22 protein-coding genes are annotated in these 23,456 nt (G+C 54.9%); 6 read left to right on the top strand and 16 right to left on the bottom strand.

Annotated elements, in window-relative coordinates; genetic code table 11:
- Nucleotides 1-20: 20 nt before the first annotated feature.
- Nucleotides 21-506: a YajQ family cyclic di-GMP-binding protein gene (locus MOY_RS11755; protein ID WP_009099961.1), complete on the bottom strand. Its 486-nt coding sequence runs from the start codon at nt 504-506 to the stop codon at nt 21-23.
- 211 nt (nt 507-717) lie between these two features.
- Here MOY_RS11755 and cobO point away from each other — a divergent pair, with 211 nt between their 5' ends.
- Nucleotides 718-1,317: a cob(I)yrinic acid a,c-diamide adenosyltransferase gene (gene cobO / locus MOY_RS11750; protein ID WP_009099959.1), complete on the top strand. Its 600-nt coding sequence runs from the start codon at nt 718-720 to the stop codon at nt 1,315-1,317.
- Between the two features lie 103 nt (nt 1,318-1,420).
- Here cobO and MOY_RS11745 read toward each other — a convergent pair whose 3' ends face one another.
- The 11 genes from MOY_RS11745 to MOY_RS11695 all read right to left on the bottom strand — a co-directional run bounded on the left by MOY_RS11745 (nt 1,421) and on the right by MOY_RS11695 (nt 14,576).
- Entirely contained in the window at nt 1,421-2,716 is a 1,296-nt protein-coding gene (locus MOY_RS11745; RefSeq protein ID WP_009099957.1) for an adenylosuccinate synthase, read from the bottom strand.
- The gene (locus tag MOY_RS11740) at nt 2,716-3,909 is read right to left on the bottom strand and encodes an ATP phosphoribosyltransferase regulatory subunit (RefSeq protein ID WP_009099956.1); all 1,194 of its coding nucleotides are present in this window, start codon (nt 3,907-3,909) and stop codon (nt 2,716-2,718) included. The genes MOY_RS11745 and MOY_RS11740 overlap by 1 nt, the downstream gene beginning before the upstream one ends.
- Before the next feature lie 199 nt (nt 3,910-4,108).
- A complete protein-coding gene (hflC, locus tag MOY_RS11735; RefSeq protein ID WP_009099954.1) occupies nt 4,109-4,993 on the bottom strand; it encodes a protease modulator HflC in 885 nt (294 codons plus the stop codon).
- Nucleotides 4,994-6,268, bottom strand: coding sequence for an FtsH protease activity modulator HflK (gene hflK / locus MOY_RS11730; RefSeq protein WP_009099952.1), 1,275 nt, complete (start codon nt 6,266-6,268; stop codon nt 4,994-4,996).
- Nucleotides 6,269-6,432: 164 nt separating this feature from the next.
- Nucleotides 6,433-7,743 (bottom strand): ribosome rescue GTPase HflX, encoded by a 1,311-nt coding sequence (gene hflX / locus MOY_RS11725; RefSeq protein WP_009099950.1) that lies wholly within the window; start codon nt 7,741-7,743, stop codon nt 6,433-6,435.
- Nucleotides 7,744-7,779: 36 nt separating this feature from the next.
- Nucleotides 7,780-8,028 (bottom strand): RNA chaperone Hfq, encoded by a 249-nt coding sequence (gene hfq / locus MOY_RS11720; RefSeq protein ID WP_009099947.1) that lies wholly within the window; start codon nt 8,026-8,028, stop codon nt 7,780-7,782.
- Nucleotides 8,029-8,165: 137 nt separating this feature from the next.
- On the bottom strand, nt 8,166-9,104 hold the full coding sequence (gene miaA / locus MOY_RS11715) for a tRNA (adenosine(37)-N6)-dimethylallyltransferase MiaA (protein WP_035540674.1): 939 nt from the start codon (nt 9,102-9,104) through the stop codon (nt 8,166-8,168).
- 37 nt (nt 9,105-9,141) lie between these two features.
- A complete protein-coding gene (gene mutL, locus MOY_RS11710) occupies nt 9,142-11,058 on the bottom strand; it encodes a DNA mismatch repair endonuclease MutL (protein WP_009099944.1) in 1,917 nt (638 codons plus the stop codon).
- A 46-nt stretch (nt 11,059-11,104) separates the two neighbouring features.
- Complete coding sequence (locus tag MOY_RS11705; protein WP_009099942.1) at nt 11,105-12,583, bottom strand: N-acetylmuramoyl-L-alanine amidase; 1,479 nt, start codon at nt 12,581-12,583, stop codon at nt 11,105-11,107.
- Nucleotides 12,574-13,071, bottom strand: a complete 498-nt coding sequence (tsaE, locus tag MOY_RS11700; RefSeq protein ID WP_009099940.1) for a tRNA (adenosine(37)-N6)-threonylcarbamoyltransferase complex ATPase subunit type 1 TsaE — start codon at nt 13,069-13,071, stop codon at nt 12,574-12,576. Before tsaE ends, MOY_RS11705 begins: the two co-directional genes overlap by 10 nt.
- Before the next feature lie 11 nt (nt 13,072-13,082).
- The gene (locus MOY_RS11695) at nt 13,083-14,576 is read right to left on the bottom strand and encodes an NAD(P)H-hydrate dehydratase (RefSeq protein WP_009099937.1); all 1,494 of its coding nucleotides are present in this window, start codon (nt 14,574-14,576) and stop codon (nt 13,083-13,085) included.
- 140 nt (nt 14,577-14,716) lie between these two features.
- On the opposite strand from MOY_RS11695, the gene queG reads away from it, so the two are divergent.
- Nucleotides 14,717-15,829, top strand: a complete 1,113-nt coding sequence (gene queG / locus MOY_RS11690; protein WP_009099935.1) for a tRNA epoxyqueuosine(34) reductase QueG — start codon at nt 14,717-14,719, stop codon at nt 15,827-15,829.
- A gap of 5 nt (nt 15,830-15,834) precedes the next feature.
- On the opposite strand, the gene orn is transcribed toward queG, so the two are convergent.
- A complete protein-coding gene (gene orn / locus MOY_RS11685) occupies nt 15,835-16,428 on the bottom strand; it encodes an oligoribonuclease (protein WP_009099931.1) in 594 nt (197 codons plus the stop codon).
- A gap of 146 nt (nt 16,429-16,574) precedes the next feature.
- Here orn and rsgA point away from each other — a divergent pair, with 146 nt between their 5' ends.
- From rsgA to asd, 3 genes are all read left to right on the top strand, one after another.
- Nucleotides 16,575-17,594, top strand: a complete 1,020-nt coding sequence (gene rsgA / locus MOY_RS11680) for a small ribosomal subunit biogenesis GTPase RsgA (protein WP_009099929.1) — start codon at nt 16,575-16,577, stop codon at nt 17,592-17,594.
- Between the two features lie 64 nt (nt 17,595-17,658).
- Nucleotides 17,659-18,501, top strand: a complete 843-nt coding sequence (locus tag MOY_RS11675) for a sulfurtransferase (RefSeq protein WP_009099926.1) — start codon at nt 17,659-17,661, stop codon at nt 18,499-18,501.
- A 10-nt stretch (nt 18,502-18,511) separates the two neighbouring features.
- Nucleotides 18,512-19,345 carry an archaetidylserine decarboxylase gene (gene asd, locus MOY_RS11670; RefSeq protein ID WP_009099925.1) on the top strand — a complete coding sequence of 278 codons (834 nt, stop codon included), beginning with the start codon at nt 18,512-18,514 and terminating at the stop codon, nt 19,343-19,345.
- 3 nt (nt 19,346-19,348) lie between these two features.
- Here the strand turns inward: asd and epmA are convergent, their stop codons facing one another.
- Together epmA and efp are read right to left on the bottom strand one after the other, a co-directional pair.
- The gene (epmA, locus tag MOY_RS11665) at nt 19,349-20,329 is read right to left on the bottom strand and encodes an EF-P lysine aminoacylase EpmA (protein WP_009099923.1); all 981 of its coding nucleotides are present in this window, start codon (nt 20,327-20,329) and stop codon (nt 19,349-19,351) included.
- A gap of 101 nt (nt 20,330-20,430) precedes the next feature.
- Nucleotides 20,431-20,997, bottom strand: coding sequence for an elongation factor P (gene efp, locus MOY_RS11660; RefSeq protein WP_009099922.1), 567 nt, complete (start codon nt 20,995-20,997; stop codon nt 20,431-20,433).
- Nucleotides 20,998-21,148: 151 nt separating this feature from the next.
- Here efp and epmB point away from each other — a divergent pair, with 151 nt between their 5' ends.
- Nucleotides 21,149-22,171: an EF-P beta-lysylation protein EpmB gene (gene epmB, locus MOY_RS11655; RefSeq protein WP_009099920.1), complete on the top strand. Its 1,023-nt coding sequence runs from the start codon at nt 21,149-21,151 to the stop codon at nt 22,169-22,171.
- A 134-nt stretch (nt 22,172-22,305) separates the two neighbouring features.
- On the opposite strand, the gene MOY_RS11650 is transcribed toward epmB, so the two are convergent.
- Nucleotides 22,306-23,427, bottom strand: coding sequence for a hypothetical protein (locus MOY_RS11650; RefSeq protein ID WP_009099918.1), 1,122 nt, complete (start codon nt 23,425-23,427; stop codon nt 22,306-22,308).
- Nucleotides 23,428-23,456: the final 29 nt, after the last annotated feature.

Genomic DNA, 23,456 nt, shown 5'->3' with positions numbered 1-23,456 from the left:
TCAAATGAGTAGCGTGCAGATTAATCGCGGAAGTTATCAAACTGCAGCGGCAACTCAGGACCTTCTTCGCCACGCAGCAGCGCCATCACGTTTTGCAAGTCGTCGCGCTTTTTACCCGTCACACGTACTTTTTCGCCCTGGATCTGAGCCTGTACTTTTAATTTGCTAGCTTTGATGCGCTTCACCACATCTTTGGCTTCTGCCGGGTCAAGCCCTTGCTTAAGCACCACTTCCTGGCGTGCTTTAACGCCCGAAAGCAGCGCGTCTTGAATATCCATGCAACGGGCGTCAATACCACGGGCAATCAAACGGTTGCGCAGCACTTCAATCATCTGTTTGAGCTGAAAATCGACTTCCGCTTCCAGCTGAACTTTCTCGCCTTCCAGAGTAAAGCTTGCATCGACCCCTTTAAAATCAAAACGGGTTTGGACTTCGCGATTTGCTTGGTCAACGGCGTTAGATGCTTCGTGCTGATCAAATTCGGACACAATATCAAATGAGGGCATGGCGTAATTCCTGACAAGACATGACCCACTATTCTAGAGCAGCAAGCCCCTGCCCGGCTAATCCTCTTCCTAAACAGCGAGATTTTTAGTTAGGCAAACACTTATCCAAGCAACAAGCAATTTTATACAAACCTTATGCGCAATGGTGTTAATTCCTTAAAGATCGCTTACCCTAACCAACGTCAAGCTAACCAAGCACCCAGGAGCCACCATGAGTGATCGCGATGCACGCCACAAGGCGTCCATGGAAAAACTGAAAGCCCGCGTAGATGAAAAAGTGGCCAATGCCACTGAGCAGCGTGGGCTGCTGCTGGTAAATACTGGCAACGGCAAAGGCAAAACAACGGCTGCCTGGGGCACCGTTACCCGGGCGCTAGGGTACGGCTATAAAGTAGGTGTGGTGCAGTTCATTAAAGGCCAGTGGGAGTGCGGTGAGCGCAACCGTTTGGAGGAAGACCCAAATTTAAGCGTTGAAATTATGGCCACTGGCTTTACTTGGGATACCCAAAACCGAGAGGCTGACACCCAGGCTTGCCAAGCGGTATGGCAAGAGGCGGAGAAAATGCTCGCCGACCCTGACACCTACTTAGTTGTGCTAGATGAAATTACCTATATGCTGAAGTTCGGATATTTAGATATTGCCACCGTTAAGCAGGCGCTCATCAATCGTCCTGCGGAACAGACTGTGATTATGACTGGGCGTAATGCCCACCGTGAGCTGGTGGCCATGGCAGACACAGTGACTGAAATGCAGGAAGTGCGTCATGCCTTCAATAACGGCCTACAGGCACGCCGCGGTATCGATTTCTAACGTTCTGTGCCGCTAAAAAAAGGAAGGGGCGATCAAATCGCCCCTTCCTTTGCTTACGCAGCTTAACGCGACTTACTTTATGCTGCTAAATCACAACGTATTCTTAGTCGTGAAATGGGTTACGCAGCACAATAGTTTCGACACGATCAGGTCCAGTGGAAATAATGTCAATGCTGGTGCCTACCTGCTCTTCTAAGAAGCTGATATACGCACGAGCGTTAGCAGGCAAATCCTCTACGCGTTTAGCGCCCAGCGTAGACTCTTTCCAGCCTGGTAGGTCATGGTAAAGCGGCTCGATTGCCTCGTAGCCTTCCGAATCAACCGGATTATCCAGCACTTCACCATCTTTACTACGATAGCCAACGCACACGCGGATATTTTCCAAGCCGTCCAGTACATCAAGCTTAGTTAAACAGATACCTGATACCGAGTTGATTTGCACCGCGTGACGCAGCGCTACGGCGTCAAACCAGCCACAGCGACGCGGGCGGCCAGTGGTGGCACCGAACTCATGCCCACGCTCGGCCAGGTGGCGTCCGTCAACGTCAAATAACTCGGTAGGGAACGGACCGGAACCAACGCGGGTGGTGTACGCCTTAGTGATACCCAGCACGTAATCCAGGTATAGCGGGCCAACGCCTGATCCGGTTGCCGTACCACCTGCGGTGGTGTTGGAACTGGTTACGTAGGGATAGGTGCCGTGGTCGATATCCAGCAGCGAGCCCTGGGCGCCTTCAAACAGAATATTATCACCCGCTTTACGAAGGTCATGCACCATGCTGACCGTATCGGTCACCATCGGGCGAAGCTCTTCAGCCATTTGCATGGCGCTGTCCAATACTTCCTGGAAGTCTACCGCCTCTTCACCGTGGTAGTTCACCAGGACGAAGTTGTGGTAATCCAGCACTTCGCCAAGCTTGGAAGCAAAACGTTCGCGGTGAAGCATATCGCCCAAACGCAGGCCACGGCGCGCCACTTTATCCTCATAGGCAGGGCCAATGCCACGCCCGGTAGTGCCAATTTTGGCCACGCCGCGGGCTTTTTCACGCGCTTGGTCCAAGCGAACGTGATAAGGCAGAATTAGCGGACAGGCAGGCGAAAGGCGCAGGCGCTCACGCACCGGCACACCTTTGGCTTCCAATTCGCGAATCTCTTTGATGAGCGCTTCGGGCGATAGCACCACACCGTTGCCAATTACGCAGGTTTTGCCGGGACGCAACACGCCTGAGGGAATCAGGTGAAGAACTGTTTTTTCACCGTCAATCACCAGCGTGTGACCAGCATTATGGCCGCCTTGGAAGCGAACAACCGCTGAGGCTGACTCGGTAAGCAGGTCGACAATTTTACCTTTACCTTCATCGCCCCACTGGGTACCCAGGACTACGACATTCTTACCCATTATGCACTCGTCTCTTGTGTCAGGGCCGTTGTCTGCCAACGGCCATCAATAAACTCAAGACGGCGGTCACAACTGTGCTCCGCCGGCCCAGTACGCTGCCCAGGCAGCGCTTGAATAACGCGTTCACCCTGCTCGCGTAGCGCAGCAATGGCCGTGTTAAGCGACTCCTCTTCTTGGGCAGGCGCCCAAACAGCCCCACCGCTAGGTGATGCTAACGACAACGATGCCAGCTGTTTTAAATCCATTGAAAAGCCAGTCGCTGGTCGCGCTCTACCAAAGGCACGGCCCGTATCGTCGTAGCGTCCGCCTTTTGCAAGCGCATGTCCATAGCCTGGTACATAAGCCGCAAACATCATACCCGTGTGGTATTGATAGCCGCGCAACTCTGCTAGATCAAAATAGAGCGATACATCAAAACGTGCCAACACTCCTTTATAGAGCGCCTCTAACTGATCAAGCGCTGCGGTCACTGAGGCAGGCGCACCAGCAAAACGCTCGCGGGCCTCGCCCAGCACGCTTGCATCGCCATGCAGTTCGCCCAGCGCCATTAGCATATCGGCCAGCACGGGGTCACTAACACTAGCACTGACCTGCTCAGCCAACTGCCCGGGCGACTTTAACGCCAGCGCTGCAAACAGCCCTCGCTCTTGCTCATCGCTCAACGCAGCTGCTTCTACCAGACTCCGGTAGATGCCAATATGGCCTAGCGCTAAGTGGACCTCTTCAGCCCCAGCGGCTTTTAGGCTAGACAGCGCCAAATGAATAATTTCGCCGTCAGCCTCCAAGCCTGCATGACCGAACAGCTCAACGCCTACTTGAACCGGGCTACGCCCGCCTTGGTGCTGGTCAGCTTTGGCACGTAGCACATTAGTGCAGTAGCACAGACGCACCGGCCCTTGACGCTTTAGCGAATGAGCGTCCATACGCGCTACCTGTGGGGTAACATCAGCAGACGCCCCCATCATGCGGCCGGTTAATTGATCTGTCAGCTTAAACGTCTGGAGATCTAAATCGGTGCCGGTACCGGTGAGCAAAGAGTCCAAAAACTCCACCGGCGGCGGCATTACTTGGTCGTAGCCCCAGCAATGGTAGAGATCAAGCAGCGCACGGCGCAGCTCTTCCATGCGGCTTGCCTGAGGCGGCAGCACCTCATCCATGCCGTCGGGCAGTAGCCAGCGGTCAGCGATGGTCATGTGAACAATCCTGCGAGACGATGAAGGCCCTTCTACCCAGCCCCTCTGCTACGCGTTAGATGCGCATCCAGGAGAGCATTAGTGAAACGAGGGCCACAAAAAAACCGGGCGACGCCCGGTCAATAAAGTCTATCACGTTTGTGCGCCAGATGAACCCCAGCAGTCATGCATCATGCCTGCTGGGGTTCCGGCAGCAAACTTACTCGCCGGTGTTGGGCGCTGCGCTGCGCAGGTAGCGGAAGAAATCGCTATCTGGCTCAAGCACCAGCAAGTTGTTATCGCCCGCGAAGCTTTCACGATAAGCGTTCAAGCTACGCCAGAAAGCGAAGAACTCCTGATCCTGGCTATACGCCTGGGAGAAGATAGCGGCCGCTTCGGCATCACCCTCACCACGCAGCGTTTCAGAACGCTCGTTAGCTTGGGCTAGCAGTACCTGACGACGGCGATCCGCATTGGCGCGAATCCGCTCGGCCTCTTCTTGACCCTGAGCACGCCACTCACGGGCTTCACGCTCACGCTCAGAGCGCATCCGCTCAAATACCGCCGCCGAAACATCTTGCGGGAGGTCAATACGCTTGATACGGATATCACGTATCGCCACACCCAGTTCTTCACGCATTAGCTCGTCGAGTTCAGATGTTGGCCCTGTCATCAGGTCATCACGACGTTCTGCAATGATTTCCTGCAAGTTAAGTCGACCAAACTCGTTACGTAGGCTCTCGTCGACACGCGGCTGAATCAGGCGAATAGCCATCAACTCATCGCCCGCAGTCGCTTCGTAGTAACGTGTCGGGTTGATTACCTGCCATTTTACGTAGGAATCAACGATGACAGCTTTCTGCTCAAGGGTCAGGTAACGACTTGTGTCGGTATCCAACGTAAGCAGACGGGTATCAAACTTACGGATTGTTTGAGCAATCGGTATTTTGGTGTGCAGACCCGGCTGGATATTCTCTTCAATAACCTCACCAAAACGGAGCTTAACAGCACGTTCGGTTTCATCCACCACATACAGGCTGTTACTGGCCAACCATGCCACGGCGGCAAGGCCACCTACGATTAGCAGGGATCGATTATTAATCATTTAGCGGCCCTCCCTGCGAATGGAGCTATTACCTGAGGACGACGAACTACCTTGACCACTGCGCAGAGAATCTAATACGCGCGGATCAATCGCCTCACTGCTATTACTGCTGCTGTTACTACTGCTAGAGCTACCGCCACTTGAACCGCCTCTCATTTGATCTAAGGGCAGATACATCAGTGGTGCATTTTCACTAATATCTAGCAAGACCTTAGGTGTGTTACCGAAGACCTCTTCAATAGCATCCAGGTACATACGCTCGCGCATAATCGCGGGCGAATTTTGATACTCGGTTAACAGCGCATTAAAGCGGTTAGCCTGACCCTGTGCTTCAGCAACTACCGACTCGCGATAACCCTGCCCCTGCTCTACCACACGCTGCGCCTGACCCTGTGCAGCTGGAATAATAGCGTTGGCATACGCCATACCTTCGTTAATCGTACGCTGACGATCTTCACGAGCACGAATAACGTCATCAAAGGCATCAATAACCGGTTCGGGCGCTGAGGTTGACTCAATGTTGATGGTTTGTAGACGAATACCTGCTCCATAGGCGTCTAGGTAAGACTGAAGACGGCTTGCCACCGAGCTACCTAGAATTTCACGACCCGATGTCAAAATATCAATCATGTCGGTGCCACCCACTACGTGACGCAGTGCGGAGTCCAGAGCATTCTCGATAGAAAGCCCTGGATCTCGAACGTTAAGTACGAAATCACGCGGGTTAGCCACTTGGTACTGAGCGGAAATTTCCACTTCGACGATGTTCTCATCGCGGGTAAGCATTGATTGGGTTTGCGATACTGAACGCACCCGCGTCACGTTCACCATGCGCACATCATCAATAAGCGGTGGGTTCCATTGTAAGCCAGGGTCGACAATGCCCTGGTATTCACCAAAGCGTAGCACGACACCGCGTTCCGATTGGTCAACCAAATAGAAGCCTGACGCAGCCCAGATAGCCAAGGCAACAATAACCAGCAGACCGGGTAGGGCCAAGGAGTTGCGGGGCTTACCACCATCCCCTTTACCACTCCCTTTACCACCACCCCCTTTTTTGCCACCGCCTAACATACCGTTAAGCTTGTCTTGGAATTTCTTTAGCGCTTCGTCAAGGTCGGGAGGCCCTTGATTATTGCCGCCGTTGTTACCTCCGTTATTGCCACCATTATTACCGCCGTTGCCACCACGATCTCCGCCGCTGTTATTACCGCGTCGGCCACCGCTGCTCCAGGGGTCGTGCTGGTTACCACCACCAGGCTCGTTCCAGGCCATACTTCGTCTCCACTAAGGTGTTCACCTACACGCGGCCTTGTTCAGAAAGGGCCGTCGTGCTTTTTAATATTATTGCTATATCAATCTTGTACCATTTTTCTACAAACAAGTAGATAAAAACTGAAAGCAGGCGTGTTGCTAGGGCCTACTATCAGCGTCAAAAGCTACCATTCATCAGTTTCGCGCAGCGCTTGCGGTAAATAGGTATTAGCGCGCTCGCCTAGCTGGGCCATTAGCTGATTAAAGTCTCGCCTTGGCAAACGCACATCTAATACTGAGTGCCCATGCTCGTCAAAAGACTCTTCCCGTACAGCGTTTAATTCATGCAGTCCCGCTCTTAATTTGCCCTGCTCAGGCGAAAGCGTCAGCGAAAAGCCGATAACATCATTTGCCAGGCGCTCGGTTAGCGCTTCATGTAGCAATTCTAACCCTTGACCTTGCTGAGCAGACAGCCAAACAACTTCAGGTGAACCGTGGCCATCGCGCTCGATGCGTGGCGCACTATCCAACCTATCAATTTTATTCATGACCTTAAGAACAGGCACACTGTCGGCGCCTATTTCTTCTAGAACGCGATTCACTTGCTCTACGTTCAAGTCTCTGTCTGGGTCAGCCGCATCAATCACATGCACCAACAGCGATGCTTCGGCCGCCTCTTGCAAGGTGGCACGAAACGCCTCGACCAACTTATGGGGAAGATGACGAATAAAGCCTACCGTATCGGCCAACACAACGGGACCAACATCTTCAATTTCAAGGCGCCTAAGCGTTGGATCGAGCGTCGCGAATAGTTGGTCAGCCGCGTATACCTCAGCGTTCGTCAACGCATTAAACAACGTTGACTTACCCGCGTTGGTATAGCCTACCAGCGATACACTGTGGATTTCTGCCCGCGAGCGAGCGCGACGGTTCTGCTCGCGCTGGCTGCGCACTTTATCCAGTCGCTTATGGATCGATTTAATGCGAACACGCAACAAGCGACGGTCGGTTTCAAGCTGAGTTTCACCAGGGCCACGGAGGCCAATACCGCCTTTCTGGCGCTCAAGGTGAGTCCACCCGCGAATAAGGCGCGTAGACATGTATTCAAGCTGGGCAAGCTCTACTTGCAGTTTGCCTTCGTGAGTTCTTGCCCGCTGCGCGAAGATATCAAGTATCAAGCCAGTACGGTCAAGCACACGACACTTAAGCTCACGCTCAAGATTGCGCTCTTGGGAAGGTTTTAACGTGTGGTTGAAGATCACCAGTTCGGCTTCGTGAGCAGCGAGCATTGCCCGCAGCTCCTCCAACTTACCTGTCCCTATGAACGTACGGGAATCAGGACGCTGGCGGCTAGCTGTGAGCAATGTCGCGGGCTCTGCACCAGCAGAGCGCACGAGTTCCAAGAACTCACCCGGGTCTTCACGTGCTTGTTCATCATGGAAGTCAACGTGAACAAGTACTGCCGTTTCACCGGCATCTGGGCGTTCAAAAAACAATCAATACCTCATAGACTCTCTTGCTATCCAGCGGGCTTAGATGTCCGCGTCAGGCGCGGCTGGATCTTGTGCTGGCAAGCGCACATTGCGCGAGGGCACTACCGTAGAAATAGCATGTTTATAAACCATCTGACTGACGGTATTACGCAACAAGATGACAAACTGGTCAAACGATTCAATCTGGCCTTGCAGCTTAATGCCGTTTACCAGGAAGATAGAGACCGGAATGCGCTCCTTGCGCAAAATATTCAGGTACGGGTCTTGAAGGGACTGCCCTTTGGACATGTTGCTCTCCCTAAAACTGTCGTTGGGGTTGGTTATTAATGGCGTGCCCTACTGGTGCTACGCCGCAATCTTGTTGCCCGAAAGGCCTGGTCAACCGGCCACTCGAAAACACTTGCTTACGAACTGACTATCTTACGCTAAGGACTGCTTTCACGCACGAATTTCAGCACCTTATCCAAAGCGTCTGGCTGCTGCGAATCTACCCATGTAAGCGATGGCCAACTTCTTAACCACGTTAACTGTCGCTTAGCAAGCTGGCGGGTGGCAATAATTCCGCGCTCTAACAACGCTGCTTGGTCATACTCGCCGTCTAAATATTCCCACACCTGTCGATAGCCAACGCTTTTCATAGCGGGCAAATTAAGATGAAACTCGCTGCGCTTTCTGAGGGCAGCCACCTCATCTATCAAGCCCTCTTCCAGCATTGTTTTAAAACGTCGGGCAATTCTGCTGTGTAAAACAGAGCGATCATTAGGCGCTAAAGCTATCGACAGCACCCGCCAAGGAAAGGTTTCCGGCTCCTGCTCTGCCCATAGCACACTCATTGGCCTTCCGCTGGCGTAGTACACCTCTAACGCACGCATTAAGCGCTGCGGATCATTGGGATGTATGCGCGCAGCCGAAGCGGGATCCACCTTCATAAGCGAGCGGTGCAGCCCTTCAAGCCCCTCTGCTTGGCGTTGAGCCTCTAAGCGCTGACGAATGGAAGCATCGGCGGCAGGTAAATTAGCCACGCCTTCAACCAAGCGTTTGTAGTACAGCATGGTACCGCCTACCAGAAGGGGAACCTTACCTGCCGCGCTAATTTGCCGCATCTCTTGCAGCGCATCTTCACGGAAATCCGCCGCGGAATAGGGCTGAGCGGGGTCACGAATATCAATTAAACGGTGCGGCGCCCGGGCAAGTTCTGCGGCATTAGGTTTCGCACTGCCAATATCCATGCCCCGATACACCATGGCTGAGTCGACGCTGATTATTTCGTGCCCTAATTTTTCATGCAATGCGATGGCGGTATCTGTTTTTCCGGCCGCCGTAGGCCCCATTAAAAAAATAGCCAAGGGGCGTGTATCCGCCATTAGCTCGCTGCCCTCCATTTAAATACCACCCCTTTTTTCATTGACCACGCAGAAACAGCCGATCGAGCGCTTTCATGCTCATTTGCGTCCAGGTCGGGCGGCCATGGTTACACTGGTCACTGCGCTCTGTACGCTCCATATCGCGAAGTAACGCGTTCATTTCATCGACGGTTAACCGCCGGTTGGCACGTACGCTGCCATGGCAAGCCATGGTTGAAAGCAGCTCATGGATGCGTGCTTCCACTTGGTGAGTTCGGCCAAATCGCGAAAGCTCTTCAAGCATTTCACGCACCAGCGCTTCGGGGTCCGCCTGGGCCAGCAGAGCAGGGAGTTGCCGCACTAGCAGGGTTTCAGGCCCGGCTACGTCTAACTCAACGCCTAGCTGGATAATGGCATCGCGCTCGCTCTCTGCGGTGGCCACTTCCGTGCGGCTTGCGGCCAGAGAAACAGGCACTAGCAACGGCTGGGCATCAATCCCCTTGGCTGCCGCCAGCTGATTTTTCATACGCTCATAAACAATTCGTTCATGAGCGGCATGCATATCCACTAACACTAAGCCTTTCGCGTTTTGCGCCAGAATATATACGCCATGCAACTGACCTAGGGCGAAGCCCAACGGGGGCGCCGCGGTGGCATCGTATTCAGGCATGCTTAACGGCGCTTCTCGTACTTCATTGGCCTTTGCGGGATTAACACTTGGGCCACTTGGCTGTGGTGTTAACAGGGTCTCTTCGTGGCCGGGGTGCAGCGCTTGATAGCCTTGCATAAAGCGGCGCACCCGCTCGGCACCGGGGTGGCGCTCAGGGCTATCTGCCAGCGGCATGCCCTGCTGCTGCCAGCGCGGCGCAGAGGGCTGATTTACCGACTCACCCGGCGCTTCATTGGCGACAGCACCACTCTGCTCGGGGTTTTGCGTGCCTTGAGCATGACCCTGCTGCTGATCATCATCCGGCTTAGAAGCAGCCAGGCAGTGATGCAGGCTAGAGTAAAGAAAGTCGTGCACCATGCGGCCATCGCGAAAGCGAACTTCATGCTTGGTAGGGTGCACGTTGACATCCACCACATCTGGATCAAGCTCAAGGTAAAGCACAAATACAGGATGGCGGCCGTTAAACAATACATCACGGTAGGCTTGGCGTACCGCATGCGCCACCAAGCGGTCACGCACCACACGGCCATTCACAAAGAAATACTGCTGATCCGCCTGGGAGCGGGAGTGCGTCGGCAGGCCTACCCAGCCGCTTAATCGCAGCCCCCCCGCTTCGCGCTCGATATAGCGGGCGTGTTCGATAAAGCTTTTGCCCAGCAGCGAGGCAATGCGCCGCTCACGAGCGGCAGGCGTAGCGCCCGGCGGCAGTTGGTGAACCACCTTCTGGTTATGGCGCAGCACCCAGGCAATATCGTAACGGGACAGCGCTTGGCGCCGAAATGCCTCCTCAACGTGGGCAAACTCGGTTTTTTCAGTGCGCAAAAACTTGCGCCGCGCTGGCGTATTAAAAAATAGGTCGCGCACCGCGACACTAGTACCACGAGGATGAGGAGCAGGTGTCACCCGCGCCTCCATACCACGCCCCTCAGCCACGACTCGCCAGCCTTGGCGCGGGTCATCCTCGGCATTCGAGACTAATTCTAGCCGCGATACCGAACTGATTGAGGCCAATGCCTCACCACGAAAGCCCAGCGAGCTAACCCCTTCTAGATCCTCAAGGCTGTTGATTTTGCTTGTAGCGTGACGCGCCAACGCTAACGGCAGGTCTTGCTCGCCAATACCGATACCGTCATCGCGCACCTTGATCAGCCGAGCACCGCCCTGCTCAATCTCCACCTCAATGCGCTGGCTACCCGCATCAATCGCATTCTCAATCAGTTCCTTGGTCACCGATGACGGACGTTCAACAACTTCCCCCGCGGCTATTTGGTTAGCCAAACGGGGGTCAAGCACATGAATACGCATTGGCGTAGCGATCAATTCAGTCAACCGGCACCTCAGAAACTCATCATCATGAACTAGGAATGCGTAGCACTTGGCCAACACGAATCACATCGCCATTTAGGTCGTTGGCCTGCCGGAGCTGGTTAACGGGCACTCCATGGCGAATTGCAATCGCCGATAACGTATCCCCCGACTGGATTCGATACTCATTACTACTGGGTCGGCGATGGTTGTCACGCTGCCAGGCCAGCAGGCTTGCCGGAGGCGGGTTGCGTTCGAAGTGCTCGCGCATGCCCTTAAAGATAGCAGTGGATAGCCCCTGCTGATGCACTGGGTCACGAAGACGTCGCTCTTCATCGGGATTAGAAATAAACCCAACCTCGATCAGCAAAGAAGGAATATCCGGTGATTTAAGCACCATAAAGCCCGCTTGCTCGACTCGCGACTTATGCAAACGATTAACGCGCCCCAGTTGCTCTAGCACCTGCCCCCCAATAGAGAGCGAGTCGTTTAATGTGGCGGTCATGGTGAGGTCAAGCAGCACTCCGCGCAGTACCTGGTCTTTATCGCGCAGGGAAAGATTGCCATCAACACCGCCGATTAAATCTGCACGGTTTTCGCTATCGGCCAACCACTGAGCAGTTTCTGACGATGCACCCCGCTGAGAAAGCGCATACACCGAGCTGCCCTGAGGGCGTGGGCTGGTAAAGGCATCAGCATGAATAGAGACAAAAAAGTCGGCCTTCTGCTCTCGGGCAAGCTGAGTGCGCTGACGAAGCCCAAGATAGTAATCGCCATCGCGAATTAATACCGCTTTAAAGCCAGTGGCACTATTTATCTCTGCCGCTAAGCGCCGAGATATCTCCAGCACGACATCTTTTTCTCGGGTGCCTGCAGGGCCAATTGCGCCTGGGTCTTCACCACCGTGCCCTGGATCAATGGCAATGATAATATCGCGCTGCGGGTGCGCCTGGGCTGGCTGAACTTCCGCTGGACGCTGCTCAGCGGCCGGCGCTGCTTGGCTAACGGGCACCTGCGCATCCGCCTGAACATTAGCGCGCTGGGCCATTATCTCTTGATCGCGGATCATCGCCTCAATAGGGTCAATGGGATTTTCTACCGCACTCTCACCCGGGTACTCAAGGTCGACCACCAAGCGATGGCCGTACTGATCATTAGGGGGAAGCGTAAAATGGCGCGGCGATATTTCACGGTTAAGCTCCAACACAACCCGCAGGCCACCGCCGTCTCGGGTTCCAGTACGGACAGCATCAATAGCGCTGCCGTCCAGTGGCAAGGTGGAGGCGTCGGTGTCCATTCGACTCTCGTCAAGATCGATCACCAGGCGCGCAGGGTTATCCAGCGAGAAAACATTGGCAGTGGCCGCTGCAGAAAGGTCAAACACCAGGCGCGCGTGATCAGGGGCTGACCATAGCCGCATACTTTCAACCGTTGCCGCTTGTAACGATGAAACGCTTGCTGTGAGGGCTAAACACCCAGCTACGAATATGCGAGCCAGGTGCTTTAGCGTGCCGTTCATATCCATTGAGTCACACCATGCTCCTGTTGCATGTTATCTGCTTGCTTGGCAAGGGCTTCCACAACGCTCTCACCGAAGGTACTGCCTGCCGTCAACAGCGCCCGTCGCCCTTGGCCTGCGACGCTAAGCTCAATGCGTAAATCTGCCGCAGGCAACCAACCTTCACCGCGGCTTGGCCACTCGATAAGACAGAGCGCGTCGTCGGCCAGTACATCTCGACCACCAATAAACTCAAGCTCTTCAGGGTCAGAGAGGCGGTATAAATCCAGGTGATAAATACGCTGCTCGACTAGCTCATAAGGCTCAACCAGGGTGTAAGTTGGGCTTTTCACCGCTCCTTGATAGCCGTAAGCCCTCAACACCCCCCGTGTTAATGTGGTTTTTCCAGCGCCTAAGTCGCCCTCTAAATAAACACGCCCGTGGCCTTTTAGCGCCAGCCCCAACGCCTCTCCGAAGGCAACGTGGGTCACTTCATCTCTCAATTGCACTTGCATGTTGGACGCCTTCACGGGTTGATTAACGCTCGTGCATAGGATGCCAGATCACTCGCTAGTAGGCCACGCTCCCCCTCTGCTTTTGCAGCTTCGTCTCCTGCCAATGCATGGGTCATTACTCCCAACCACGCAGCTTGCTCACGACTACTGCACTGGGCCACCAATGTGCCTAGCATGCCACTCAGCACATCGCCCATGCCACCGCTGGCCATGCCGGGATTGCCGTAAGGACAAACGACTAGGCCCGTTGGCCCAGCCACTAAGCTACCCGCGCCTTTTAATATAACAACGCCACCCCGTGCGCGTTGAAGTGCCTGCGCTGCAGCGGGCCGGTCTGACTGAACGTCTGCCACCGTGCAACCCAGCAGCCGCGCGGCTTCGCCAGGGTGAGGGGTTAAGATCCAGTCATCGCGGCGCAGATCCGGCCAATGACTAGCCAGCAGATTAAGTGCGTCGGCATCAACAACAAGCGGTGCCTGTGACTGGAGAGCGCATTGTAGCACTGCCTGACCCCACGCCCCCTGCCCTAACCCTGGGCCTACCACCACAACATCGGCCTGTGCAGGCAGTTCACTGGCCTCCGCGGCGCCGCGGACAGCATGAGCCATTACTTCCGGGCAACGCACTAAGCTCGCCGTTATATGGTCAGGAGAGGTTGCTAAACTGATCTTACCAGCGCCTAAACGCGCCGCCGCATGGGCAGCAAGCAAGGCCGCTCCTCCAAATCCCGGAGCGCCCCCCATCACCAGCACATGCCCCAAGCTACCCTTATGGCTGGTTCGAGAACGCGGCGTAAACGTTTCCTGCAGCAGCGAGTCGTCTAACCGCCAAGCAGTCGGCGGAATGTCAAAAAACACCTGGGCTTTCACCCCTAACGGGCGGAAGTCAATCTCGCCGGTATAGGCAGGCGCATCGCCAGTGTGTAAGCCGATTTTATCGCCAATAAACGTAACCGTGCAGGAAGCCTCAACCGCCAGCCCCAGCACGGCCCCGCTATCGGCAGCGATACCCGATGGAATATCTAACGCCAGCACCGGTTGATGGGCAGCATTGATCGCCACGATAGCGCGGCGCGTGTCACCTTCCACATCTCCTGCGAGCCCAGTACCAAGAAGCGCATCAACAATGACTTCGCCTACCAGCGCGGTAGCCGCCTGCCACTCCTCGCAGCCCACGCCTGCAGCAGTCGCGAGCTCTGCCGCCCGGGCGGCATCCTCTTTTAATTCGTGCAGAGGCTTAAGAGTGATGCGCTGCACCTTTAACCCCGCCTGCATCGCCAGGGCCGCTAGCACGTGGCCATCACCACCATTATTACCACTGCCACACAGTACCGTTACGCTGCGCGCCTGGGGCCAGCGAGAACGAAAACTGTGCCATGCACTAGAGGCAGCCCGCTGCATCAGGGCAAAGCTTTCAATCCCCCCTGCAATCGTCCGGCGATCGAGCTCACGCACTTGAGCCGCTTTATAAAGGGGGCGAAGCGAAGAAGTACTTAACGTGGGCACGATCTCTCCTTGAATCTGGTAATGGGGCTAGCCGATAAACGGCAATATCACAGTGTTACGGCGTAGATGTTTCGTCGACATTTTGCGATGGCAACTAATGCGGTAGCATAGCGCGCTTAAAGCGCCAACGTTGACTTACCATGCCAAGCTCCACCACCTTTACATTATCTAGTAATGAGCTGCTGCGTCTTGCCAACCTAATCAAAACCTGGGGACGAGAACTCGGCTTTCAGCAGGTAGGCATTACCGATACCCAGCTTGCCGCCCACGAGGCCCACCTTAATAGCTGGCTTGAGCAGGGCTATCACGGCGAAATGGGCTTTATGCAAAAGCATGGCACGAAACGCACGCGCCCAGAAGAGTTAGAGCCAGGCACCCGCCGCGTGGTCAGCGTACGTATGGATTACCTGCCTGCCGAGGTTGAAAGCGCCAAGGTGCTTGGCCAACCTCAGCGAGCCTATGTCTCCCGCTACGCCCTTGGCCGCGATTATCACAAATTAATGCGTAAACGCTTAGCCCAATTGGCAAAAAAAATCGAGCAGGAAGTCGGCGACTTCGGCTACCGGGCGTTTGTGGACTCAGCGCCAGTCATGGAGCGTGCATTAGCACAAAAGGCCGGACTGGGCTGGTTTGGCAAAAATGCCATGCTGCTCAACCCGAAAGCGGGCTCGCTATTTTTTTTAGGTGAGCTCTACACCGATCTGCCGCTACCGGTAGACGCACCGTTTGAACAGGAGCACTGCGGGAGCTGCAGTGCTTGCCGCACGGCTTGCCCAACGGGCGCCATCGTTGACGATAAAGTGGTCGACTCGCGCAAGTGTATTTCCTACCTCACTATCGAGCTACACGGCGCGATCCCACTTGAATTTCGCCGCGCCATGGGTAACCGCGTTTACGGCTGCGACGACTGCCAGCTGGTTTGCCCTTTTACTCGCTTTACCCGCATTACCCAGGAGGCTGACTTTGCGCCGCGCCATGACCTGGATCGTGCCGATCTTTGCAGCCTCTTCGCCTGGGGCGAAGAGGAGTTTTTAGACAAAACGGCGGGCAGCCCCATACGGCGCATTGGATATGAGCGCTGGCTACGCAATATCGCCGTTGGCCTGGGCAACGCGCCCTGGAGCGAGGCCGTGGAAGCCGCCCTATGGGCGCGTAGGGCCTATCCAAGCGAACTCGTGCGTGAGCACGTCACCTGGGCTCTTGAAGAGCAGCACCTCAAGCGCAATGCGCGCATTACCAGTGACGCTTATTAACCGCCTTACTCTTCTTCATCATTTCCAGAGTCAACGCGTAAAAATGTACTCCGGTAGTGGGCCAGTTCAGCAATCGACTCTTTAATATCATCCATGGCTAAATGCACGTTTTGCTTTTTAAAGCCTACCAAAGCACCAGGACTCCAGCGTTTTGCTAACTCTTTTAGCGTCGAAACATCCAGGTTGCGGTAGTGAAAGAAATCGAGCAGCGCAGGCATTTCGCGTTCTAGAAAACGACGGTCCTGGTGAATACTGTTACCACACATGGGCGACGACCCCGCCACCGCGTATTGCTGCAAAAACGCTAGGGTTTGCTGCTCGGCTTCGGCTGTTTCCACCTGACTTGCTTTGACACGGGCGACTAAGCCAGACTCGCCGTGAGTTTTCTGGTTCCAGTCATCCATTTGTGCCAGCAGGCTATCAGGCTGTTTCACCGCAATCACCGGCCCTTCCGCCACCACGTTTAAATCCGCGTCGGTAATGAGCGTCGCCACCTCGATGATGCGCTCTTTGTTAGGGTCCAGGCCGGTCATTTCCAAATCAATCCACACCAATAAGTCATCACGGGGTGTGACACTGTCAGCAAGTTGCTTGCTCATTACGTTCATTCCTTGGCCGGTATCGCCACTCGATAAGGCGATTTGAGTAAAAGTGTCGCTTATATTGTCGTCACCAGCACCCTATACAGGACAGTCGAGTGCCCAGGTGGGTACAATGCCCCTATTGTACCGAGCATCGGGTGGTCATGAGCAAACGTAAATTAAGTCGCCAGCAGCAGTGGCGCGTCGATAAAGTCCAGGCGGAACGTGCCCAGCGTGCAGAAAAGCGCGATGTAAAGGACGCAGAGAAACTTGCCGCTGGCGAATACGGTGCCGAACAGCCGGGCCGGGTAATGGCACACTTTGGCCGCACGCTAGAAGTGCGCGATGCCGACGGCATGCCCATTCGCTGTCATCTGCGCGCCAATTTAGATGGTTTAGTGACCGGTGACCGAGTGATTTGGCGGGCAGGCCAGGATGGCTCCGGCGTGGTGGTAGCACGAGAAGAGCGCGACAGTGTGCTTAAACGCCCTGACCCCCGCGGCCAGCTTAAACCCGTGGCGGCTAATATCGACCAGCTGCTGATTGTATTTGCCGTTGAGCCAGCCCCCCATCCCAATCTAATTGATCGCTACTTGGTCGCCGCCGAGGCGACGGGTATTGCGCCAGTGTTAGTGCTTAACAAAACCGACCTGCTGCCTGAAGATGGCGGTGAGCTAGGTAAGCTGTTGGAGCGCTATCGCAACCTAGGCTACCCGGTAGTGCGAACCACTATTGCCAACGATGCCGGCCTTGAAGCGCTGCGCCAGCAGCTGGAAGGGCGCACGTCGGTATTTGTTGGGCAAAGCGGTGTTGGCAAGTCATCGCTTATCGACCTCCTGCTTCCCGATGAAACCCTGCGCATCGGCGCGCTGTCGGAAGACTCGCGTAAAGGCACGCACACCACCACCACGGCCAGGCTCTATGCCATGCGCAGTGATGAGGTGAGCGACGGTGAGCTAATCGACTCCCCTGGGATTCGTGAATTTGGATTGATTCATCTTAACGAGCAGGAGGTCACCGACGGGTTTATTGAATTTCATCCGTATATTGGCCACTGCCGCTTCCGTGATTGCCGCCACCGAAATGAGCCGGGTTGCGCTTTACTTGAAGCCGTTGAGGCAGGCAAGATTCATCCAGAACGCTTTGCTAGCTACCGACGTATTCTCGATAGTCTGAACGCTTAACGCTAACGCTTAGCGCTATCGCCTTAAATTTTAATGCCTTACGTTCAAGGACAGGGAGCCGTACATGAGCACCGTCAGTCACTCATCGGAAACCAATGTACTGCCGTTAATTGTTGAGCCAGAGCAACTGCATGAGCATCTGGGCGACGAACAACTATTGATCATCGACGTACCAGCGAACGGCGATAGCTATCGCCAGGGCCACGTGCCCGGCGCTATTTACCTAGATTTTCGCTATCTGATGCGCGGCGAAGGGCCAGTACCCAACGATGTGCCCAGCACTGAGTTTCTTTCGCAGTTATTTAGCGCGCTGGGGCTCACCCGTGATACCCACGTGGTCGCTTACGATGATGAAGGCGGTGGCTGGGCGGCACGTTTGCTGTGGACGCTAGAGCTGATTGGCCACACCCGCTACTCCTATTTAAATGGCGGCATTCACGCTTGGCGAGACTCCGGTTTAAAAGAAAGCACTGAGTCAGCCGCTCCCACGCCAAGCAGCTACCACGCCGAGATACTTAATCCGCACGCGCTGATCACCTGTGATGAAATCAAACAGAAGCTGGATGATAAACAGTTCGCGGTGTGGGATGCTCGCTCCAAAGCGGAGTACGACGGCGAGAAAGGTAATAACAAGCACCTTGGTCATATCCCGGGCGCGGTAAATATGGACTGGGTTAACGCCATGGACCACAACCGCGCGCTGCGTATTCGCGATTACGCCGAGCTAATCACCGAGCTACAAGCCATGGGGCTGACACCCGATATGGAAGTTGCTACCCACTGCCAGAGCCACCACCGCAGTAGCTTTACGTGGCTGGTGGGTAAGGCGCTAGGCTTCAACATTCGTGGCTACGCGGGTTCCTGGGGTGAATGGGGCAACCGCGACGATACACCGATTGAGAAGTGAAGATAATACTGTGACATTTTCCCAAAAAGCCTTTTCGCTACTCCAATACCCATTGCCCCACCACGCGCTTTCGCGCCTGACCGGCAGGTTCGCCCAGTGCGATAATCCCTGGGTAAAAGACCCCCTGATTAAGGCGTTTATCAAACGCTTTAAAGTGGACATGAGCCAAGCGCTGGAGCCAGACCCGACAGCCTACGCTACCTTTAACGACTTTTTTACCCGCGCCTTAAAGGCAGATGCCCGCCCACTGGGCGAAGGCCTGCTAAGCCCAGCCGATGGCACGCTTTCCCAGTACGGCCACTTAACCGCAGGCCAGCTGGTTCAGGCTAAAGGGCACACCTTCTCTGCACAAACCCTGCTAGGCGGCGACAGCGCGCTGGCGGAGGAGTTTATGGGCGGGAGCTTCGCCACCGTTTATCTCTCACCTAGCGACTACCACCGGGTGCATATGCCGGTTACCGGGACGTTGAGGGAGATGATCTACGTGCCGGGGAGGCTTTTTTCAGTGAATCAAGCAACGGCCAACTACGTGCCAGGCTTGTTTGCCCGTAACGAACGTTTGGTATGTATTTTTGATACCGAAAATGGCCCCATGGCCATGGTGCTGGTTGGCGCGATGATTGTCGCCGCGATTGAAACCGTTTGGTCGGGCCAAGTAACACCACTTTCTGGTCACCCCCAGCGCATGCAGTTTGGGCAGCCTATTGTGCTGGAAAGAGGTGCTGAAATGGGCCGCTTCAAGCTCGGCTCTACCGTGGTTATGTGCTTTGCCAAACCCATCAACTTTGACAACAACCCGCTCGGCACCAAAGTAGAAATGGGGCAACGCCTGGGTTCACCTTAATGGCTAACAGTTAGGCGTTGAAAATGCGAGCACGTCTTCCAGGCGTGCTTTGCCCATTGCCAGCTGAATCAAACGGTCAATCCCCAGCGCCACACCCGCGCTTTCTGGCATACCACGCTCAAGTGCGGCCAGCAGTCGCTCATCCACATCTACTTCTGGCAGGCCCAATTTACGCCGTTCCGCGTTATCTTCGTCAAATCGCTGGCGCTGCTCTTCAGCATCAATCAGCTCATCATAGCCATTTGCCAGCTCAACACCGTTTAGGTAAAGCTCAAAACGGGAGGCGACCCACTCGCCGTCGGCATCCTGATGTCGGCGTGCCAGCGCCGCTTGGCTAGCCGGGTAATCAAGCACAACACTTAGCTCCTGTTGACCTAGCTGCGGCTCAATCACCATGCTCATCAACAGATCCAGGCAGGTATCACGCCCCTCTTTTACTAGCGTTTGAGCAGACATATGACCACGCTCTGCAGCCAAGGTACGCAAGGTCTCTAGCGAGGTAGTAAATGGATCCACTGCTAAGTACGTATGAAACAGCTCCCGATAGCGATAACGCACCACCGGACCTGTAAAGCTTGGTAGCACATTGGCAACCAGCGTGGTGGTCTCATCAATCAGCTGCGCCAGCGTAAATGCAGGGCGGTACCACTCCAGCATGGTAAATTCGATATTATGCCGCGCCCCCACCTCCCCATTACGGAAGCTCTTGGCGAGCTGAAAGATTGGCCCACTTCCTGCCGCCAAAAGTCGCTTCATATGAAACTCTGGAGAGGTTTGCAGCCACAGCTTGCGCTGGCCCTTATCGGTGCGCGCTAACGTAGAAAGCGACGCTAGGTGCACATCTGTGCTGCCCCCCTGCCCTAAGACCGGCGTCTCCACTTCCAGCACGCCTCTCTGGGCAAAAAAAGCCCGCACAATAGCTATTAAGCGAGCACGCTCGTGCAGTGTTTCAATCGTCGCTGTTGGCTGCCAGTTAGCTCTCATTTAAGTATCCTCAAGCGTAATAAAGCCACGCATGACTCATCGCGTGGCTTTATAAAACAGATGCTTCCCGGCTAACTGACCGCCGTGCCTTAAAGCGGTGTTTATGCTCGAGACACGTAGTCACCAGAACGCGTATCAATCTTTAATACTTCACCCTGGTTGATAAACAGAGGGACACGAACCACAGCACCGGATGAAAGCGTCGCAGGCTTAGAACCGCCTTGTGCTGTATCACCTTTCAAACCAGGATCAGTCTCAACGACTTCTAGTTCAATGAAGTTAGGCGGCGTAACGGAAATCGCTTTGTCATTCCACAGCGTAATCGTGTAGGGCACCTGCTCTTTCAGCCACTTGATGGTATCGCCTAGCGCTTTTTTCTCTACTGCATACTGCTCAAACGAGCCATCAGTCTTCATGAAGTGCCACATATCTCCATCGTTGTAGAGATACTCCATCTCCAAATCCATGACGTCAGCGCCTTCCAGCGAATCACCAGATTTGAACGTCTTCTCACCCACACGGCCTGTCATCAGGTTACGCAGCTTAACGCGGTTAAACGCCTGGCCCTTGCCCGGCTTGACCAGTTCGTTTTCGACGATTGAGCAAGGATCGCCGTCGAGCATTACTTTCAGACCGGCCTTGAATTCGTTGGTAGAATAGTTCGCCATAAATGTCTCTCAATTATCCATTTCAGTTATTTGTTTCAACAGGTGGTGCGCGAAGCCACACTATGCCGCCGTCAGCTTGCTTATGTGCCAGCAGCGTTGCAAATGGCGTCGTTAAATAAGTGCGCGCATGATAACCCGAAGGAGGGCTTTTTTGCAGGAGAACATCATTATTGCCGCTAAGCAGACGCCTGCCCAGGTATCTCTTTCATGGCAGCAGCAGCTTTCCCAAGCGATCCGCGACCCAAATGCGCTTTGCAAACGCCTTGGTTTGAACAGCCAGTGGTTGCCCGGCGCTTCTGCTGGGCACGCGCTGTTTGATATCTGCGTCCCTGAAGCATACCTGGCACGTATCGAGCCAAATAATCCGGCAGACCCACTACTGCTCCAAGTGCTGCCTGTTAGCGATGAAACCCTAACACCAAAGGGCTACGTATTAGATCCGCTGGAAGAGGCCGAACACCGACCAGCCAAAGGGCTTATTCACAAATACGCTGGCCGTGTGCTGCTTATTGCAAGCCCTAACTGTGCTATCAACTGCCGCTACTGCTTCAGGCGTCACTTTCCTTATAGCGACAACGCGCCTTCACGCGCCCAGTGGCAGGAGGCCCTCGACTATATCCGCAACGACGCCTCCATTCACGAGGCGATTCTCTCTGGCGGCGATCCGCTGGCCGCCAGCGATCGTCAACTGGCGTGGCTAGTGGCACAACTCGAAAGCATCCCACACCTAAAACGGCTGCGCATCCATACACGCTTACCGGTGGTTATACCCGACCGTGTGGATGATGCCCTGCTTAGCTGGCTCGCGGCGACTCGCTTACAAAAAGTGGTAGTACTGCATATTAACCACGCCAATGAAATTGACCAACCTGTGGTCGATGCTTGCGCCCGCCTAAAACACGCAGGCGTGACACTGCTTAACCAAAGCGTGCTGCTCAAAGGCGTTAACGACAACGTGCCAACCCTGGCAACTCTCTCCGAGCGGCTGTTTGAAGCTGGGGTACTGCCCTACTATTTGCATGTGTTTGATCCCGTGCAAGGCGCAGCCCACTTTGATGTTCCCGACGAAGACGCACAAGCATTGGTAAAGCAGCTGCTCGACCACTTACCCGGCTTCTTAATGCCCCGGCTGGTGAGAGAGATACCTGGCAAGGCCAGCAAAACACCGCTATGAATATTGGCTATAGCTCGCATGCGCGTGTTTTAGCTTCATGTATATTGATAGCTTCCATATTCCCTCCCAAGGGTGCGGCTTGGTTAGCTAAGCTTTGTCTAGTCAAGATAAGACTTTTTCAACTGTGCTCCTACTCAACCTCGCTCCGCTGCCTGGCTTTGAGTGCGCTTGGCCAACGAGGAGCGGCTAGCCGCCTTAAAACATAACCGCATGAGTGGCAATAACAGCCACAGTAACGGCGTGAGCAGCCAGCGATAGAAAAAGCGCGTAATGATCAGTACCGGCAATAAGACGATCAGCCAGATGAGAAACTGGCCCAGCCATACCGGCCAGCCTAGCCATTTTGATAGATTAGCCCCTAGTGCGCTCACCAAGCTTGGGTGGCGAACGACTATATAGGCCGTGGTCGCCACCGCTGCCACCTTGGCCATGCGCGGCAGCGTGGCGAACCGCCCTCCAGAGGCGACAATGCCTTGCCGCAGCCCTGCACGTGCCCCCTGGGCTTCAACACTTCCTACCCGTGCGGCGTGGGCAGTTCGACCCGCCTTTAACACTTTGATCGTGCTGGCCATGACTAATATGTCAACGCCGGCCCAGCCAAGGTCACTTGCGCCTATTGTCTCACCGCGCCGCCACTGGCTCTCCAGGTCGCGTAGTCCACTGGTAAAGAAATCTCCCACGCCCGACACCACCCGTTCGCCTTGCAGCCACTCCACGTTACCCTCGTCACCTACCACAAACTGATTTAGCAGCGCATGGCCATTGGCATCCAACAGCGCAATCCCCATCTGGCCGCGGCGGTAAGGCGTGAACTCAGCGCCCTCCTCTTCTTCTGCATCGCTCCACCAGCGGCGCACCTGCTGATAGCGCTCGCCGACCCAGTGCTGGGCGCGCAGGGTGGCGATATCGTGATCACGGAAGTAGCTGATGGGCAGTACTGCATCCGCGCCATAGCGCACGAGTACATCCTGAAACTGAGGAGAAAGCCCGTAGTCGATTAGGGCACTTCGCGCTATATCGCCGTGGCGCATAAGCGCCAGCGAAGCACTCATCCACAGCGCCTGGTCGGCGGTATAACTGAGAAACAGCGCATTGATCTCTGGCGACTCTTGTTCAAGGGTGGGCGCTAGCGCTGGAAGTGCGCGCTGCACTTCCAAGCGCACCAGACGAGAATCAAAAAGCTCATGAGAAGCGACAGCCGATAGCAGCCCTGCGATCAAAATCGCGGTTAACACGATGAGCTGCCATGGCCGCATTATTAGCCACCCCACTTAATTGGCAATCG

This window comes from Halomonas sp. GFAJ-1 (assembly GCF_000236625.2).
Taxonomy (GTDB): Bacteria; Pseudomonadota; Gammaproteobacteria; order Pseudomonadales; family Halomonadaceae; genus Vreelandella.
The sequence above is the reverse complement of the archived record's forward strand: the minus strand, read 5'-3'. Positions and strand labels throughout refer to the sequence as shown.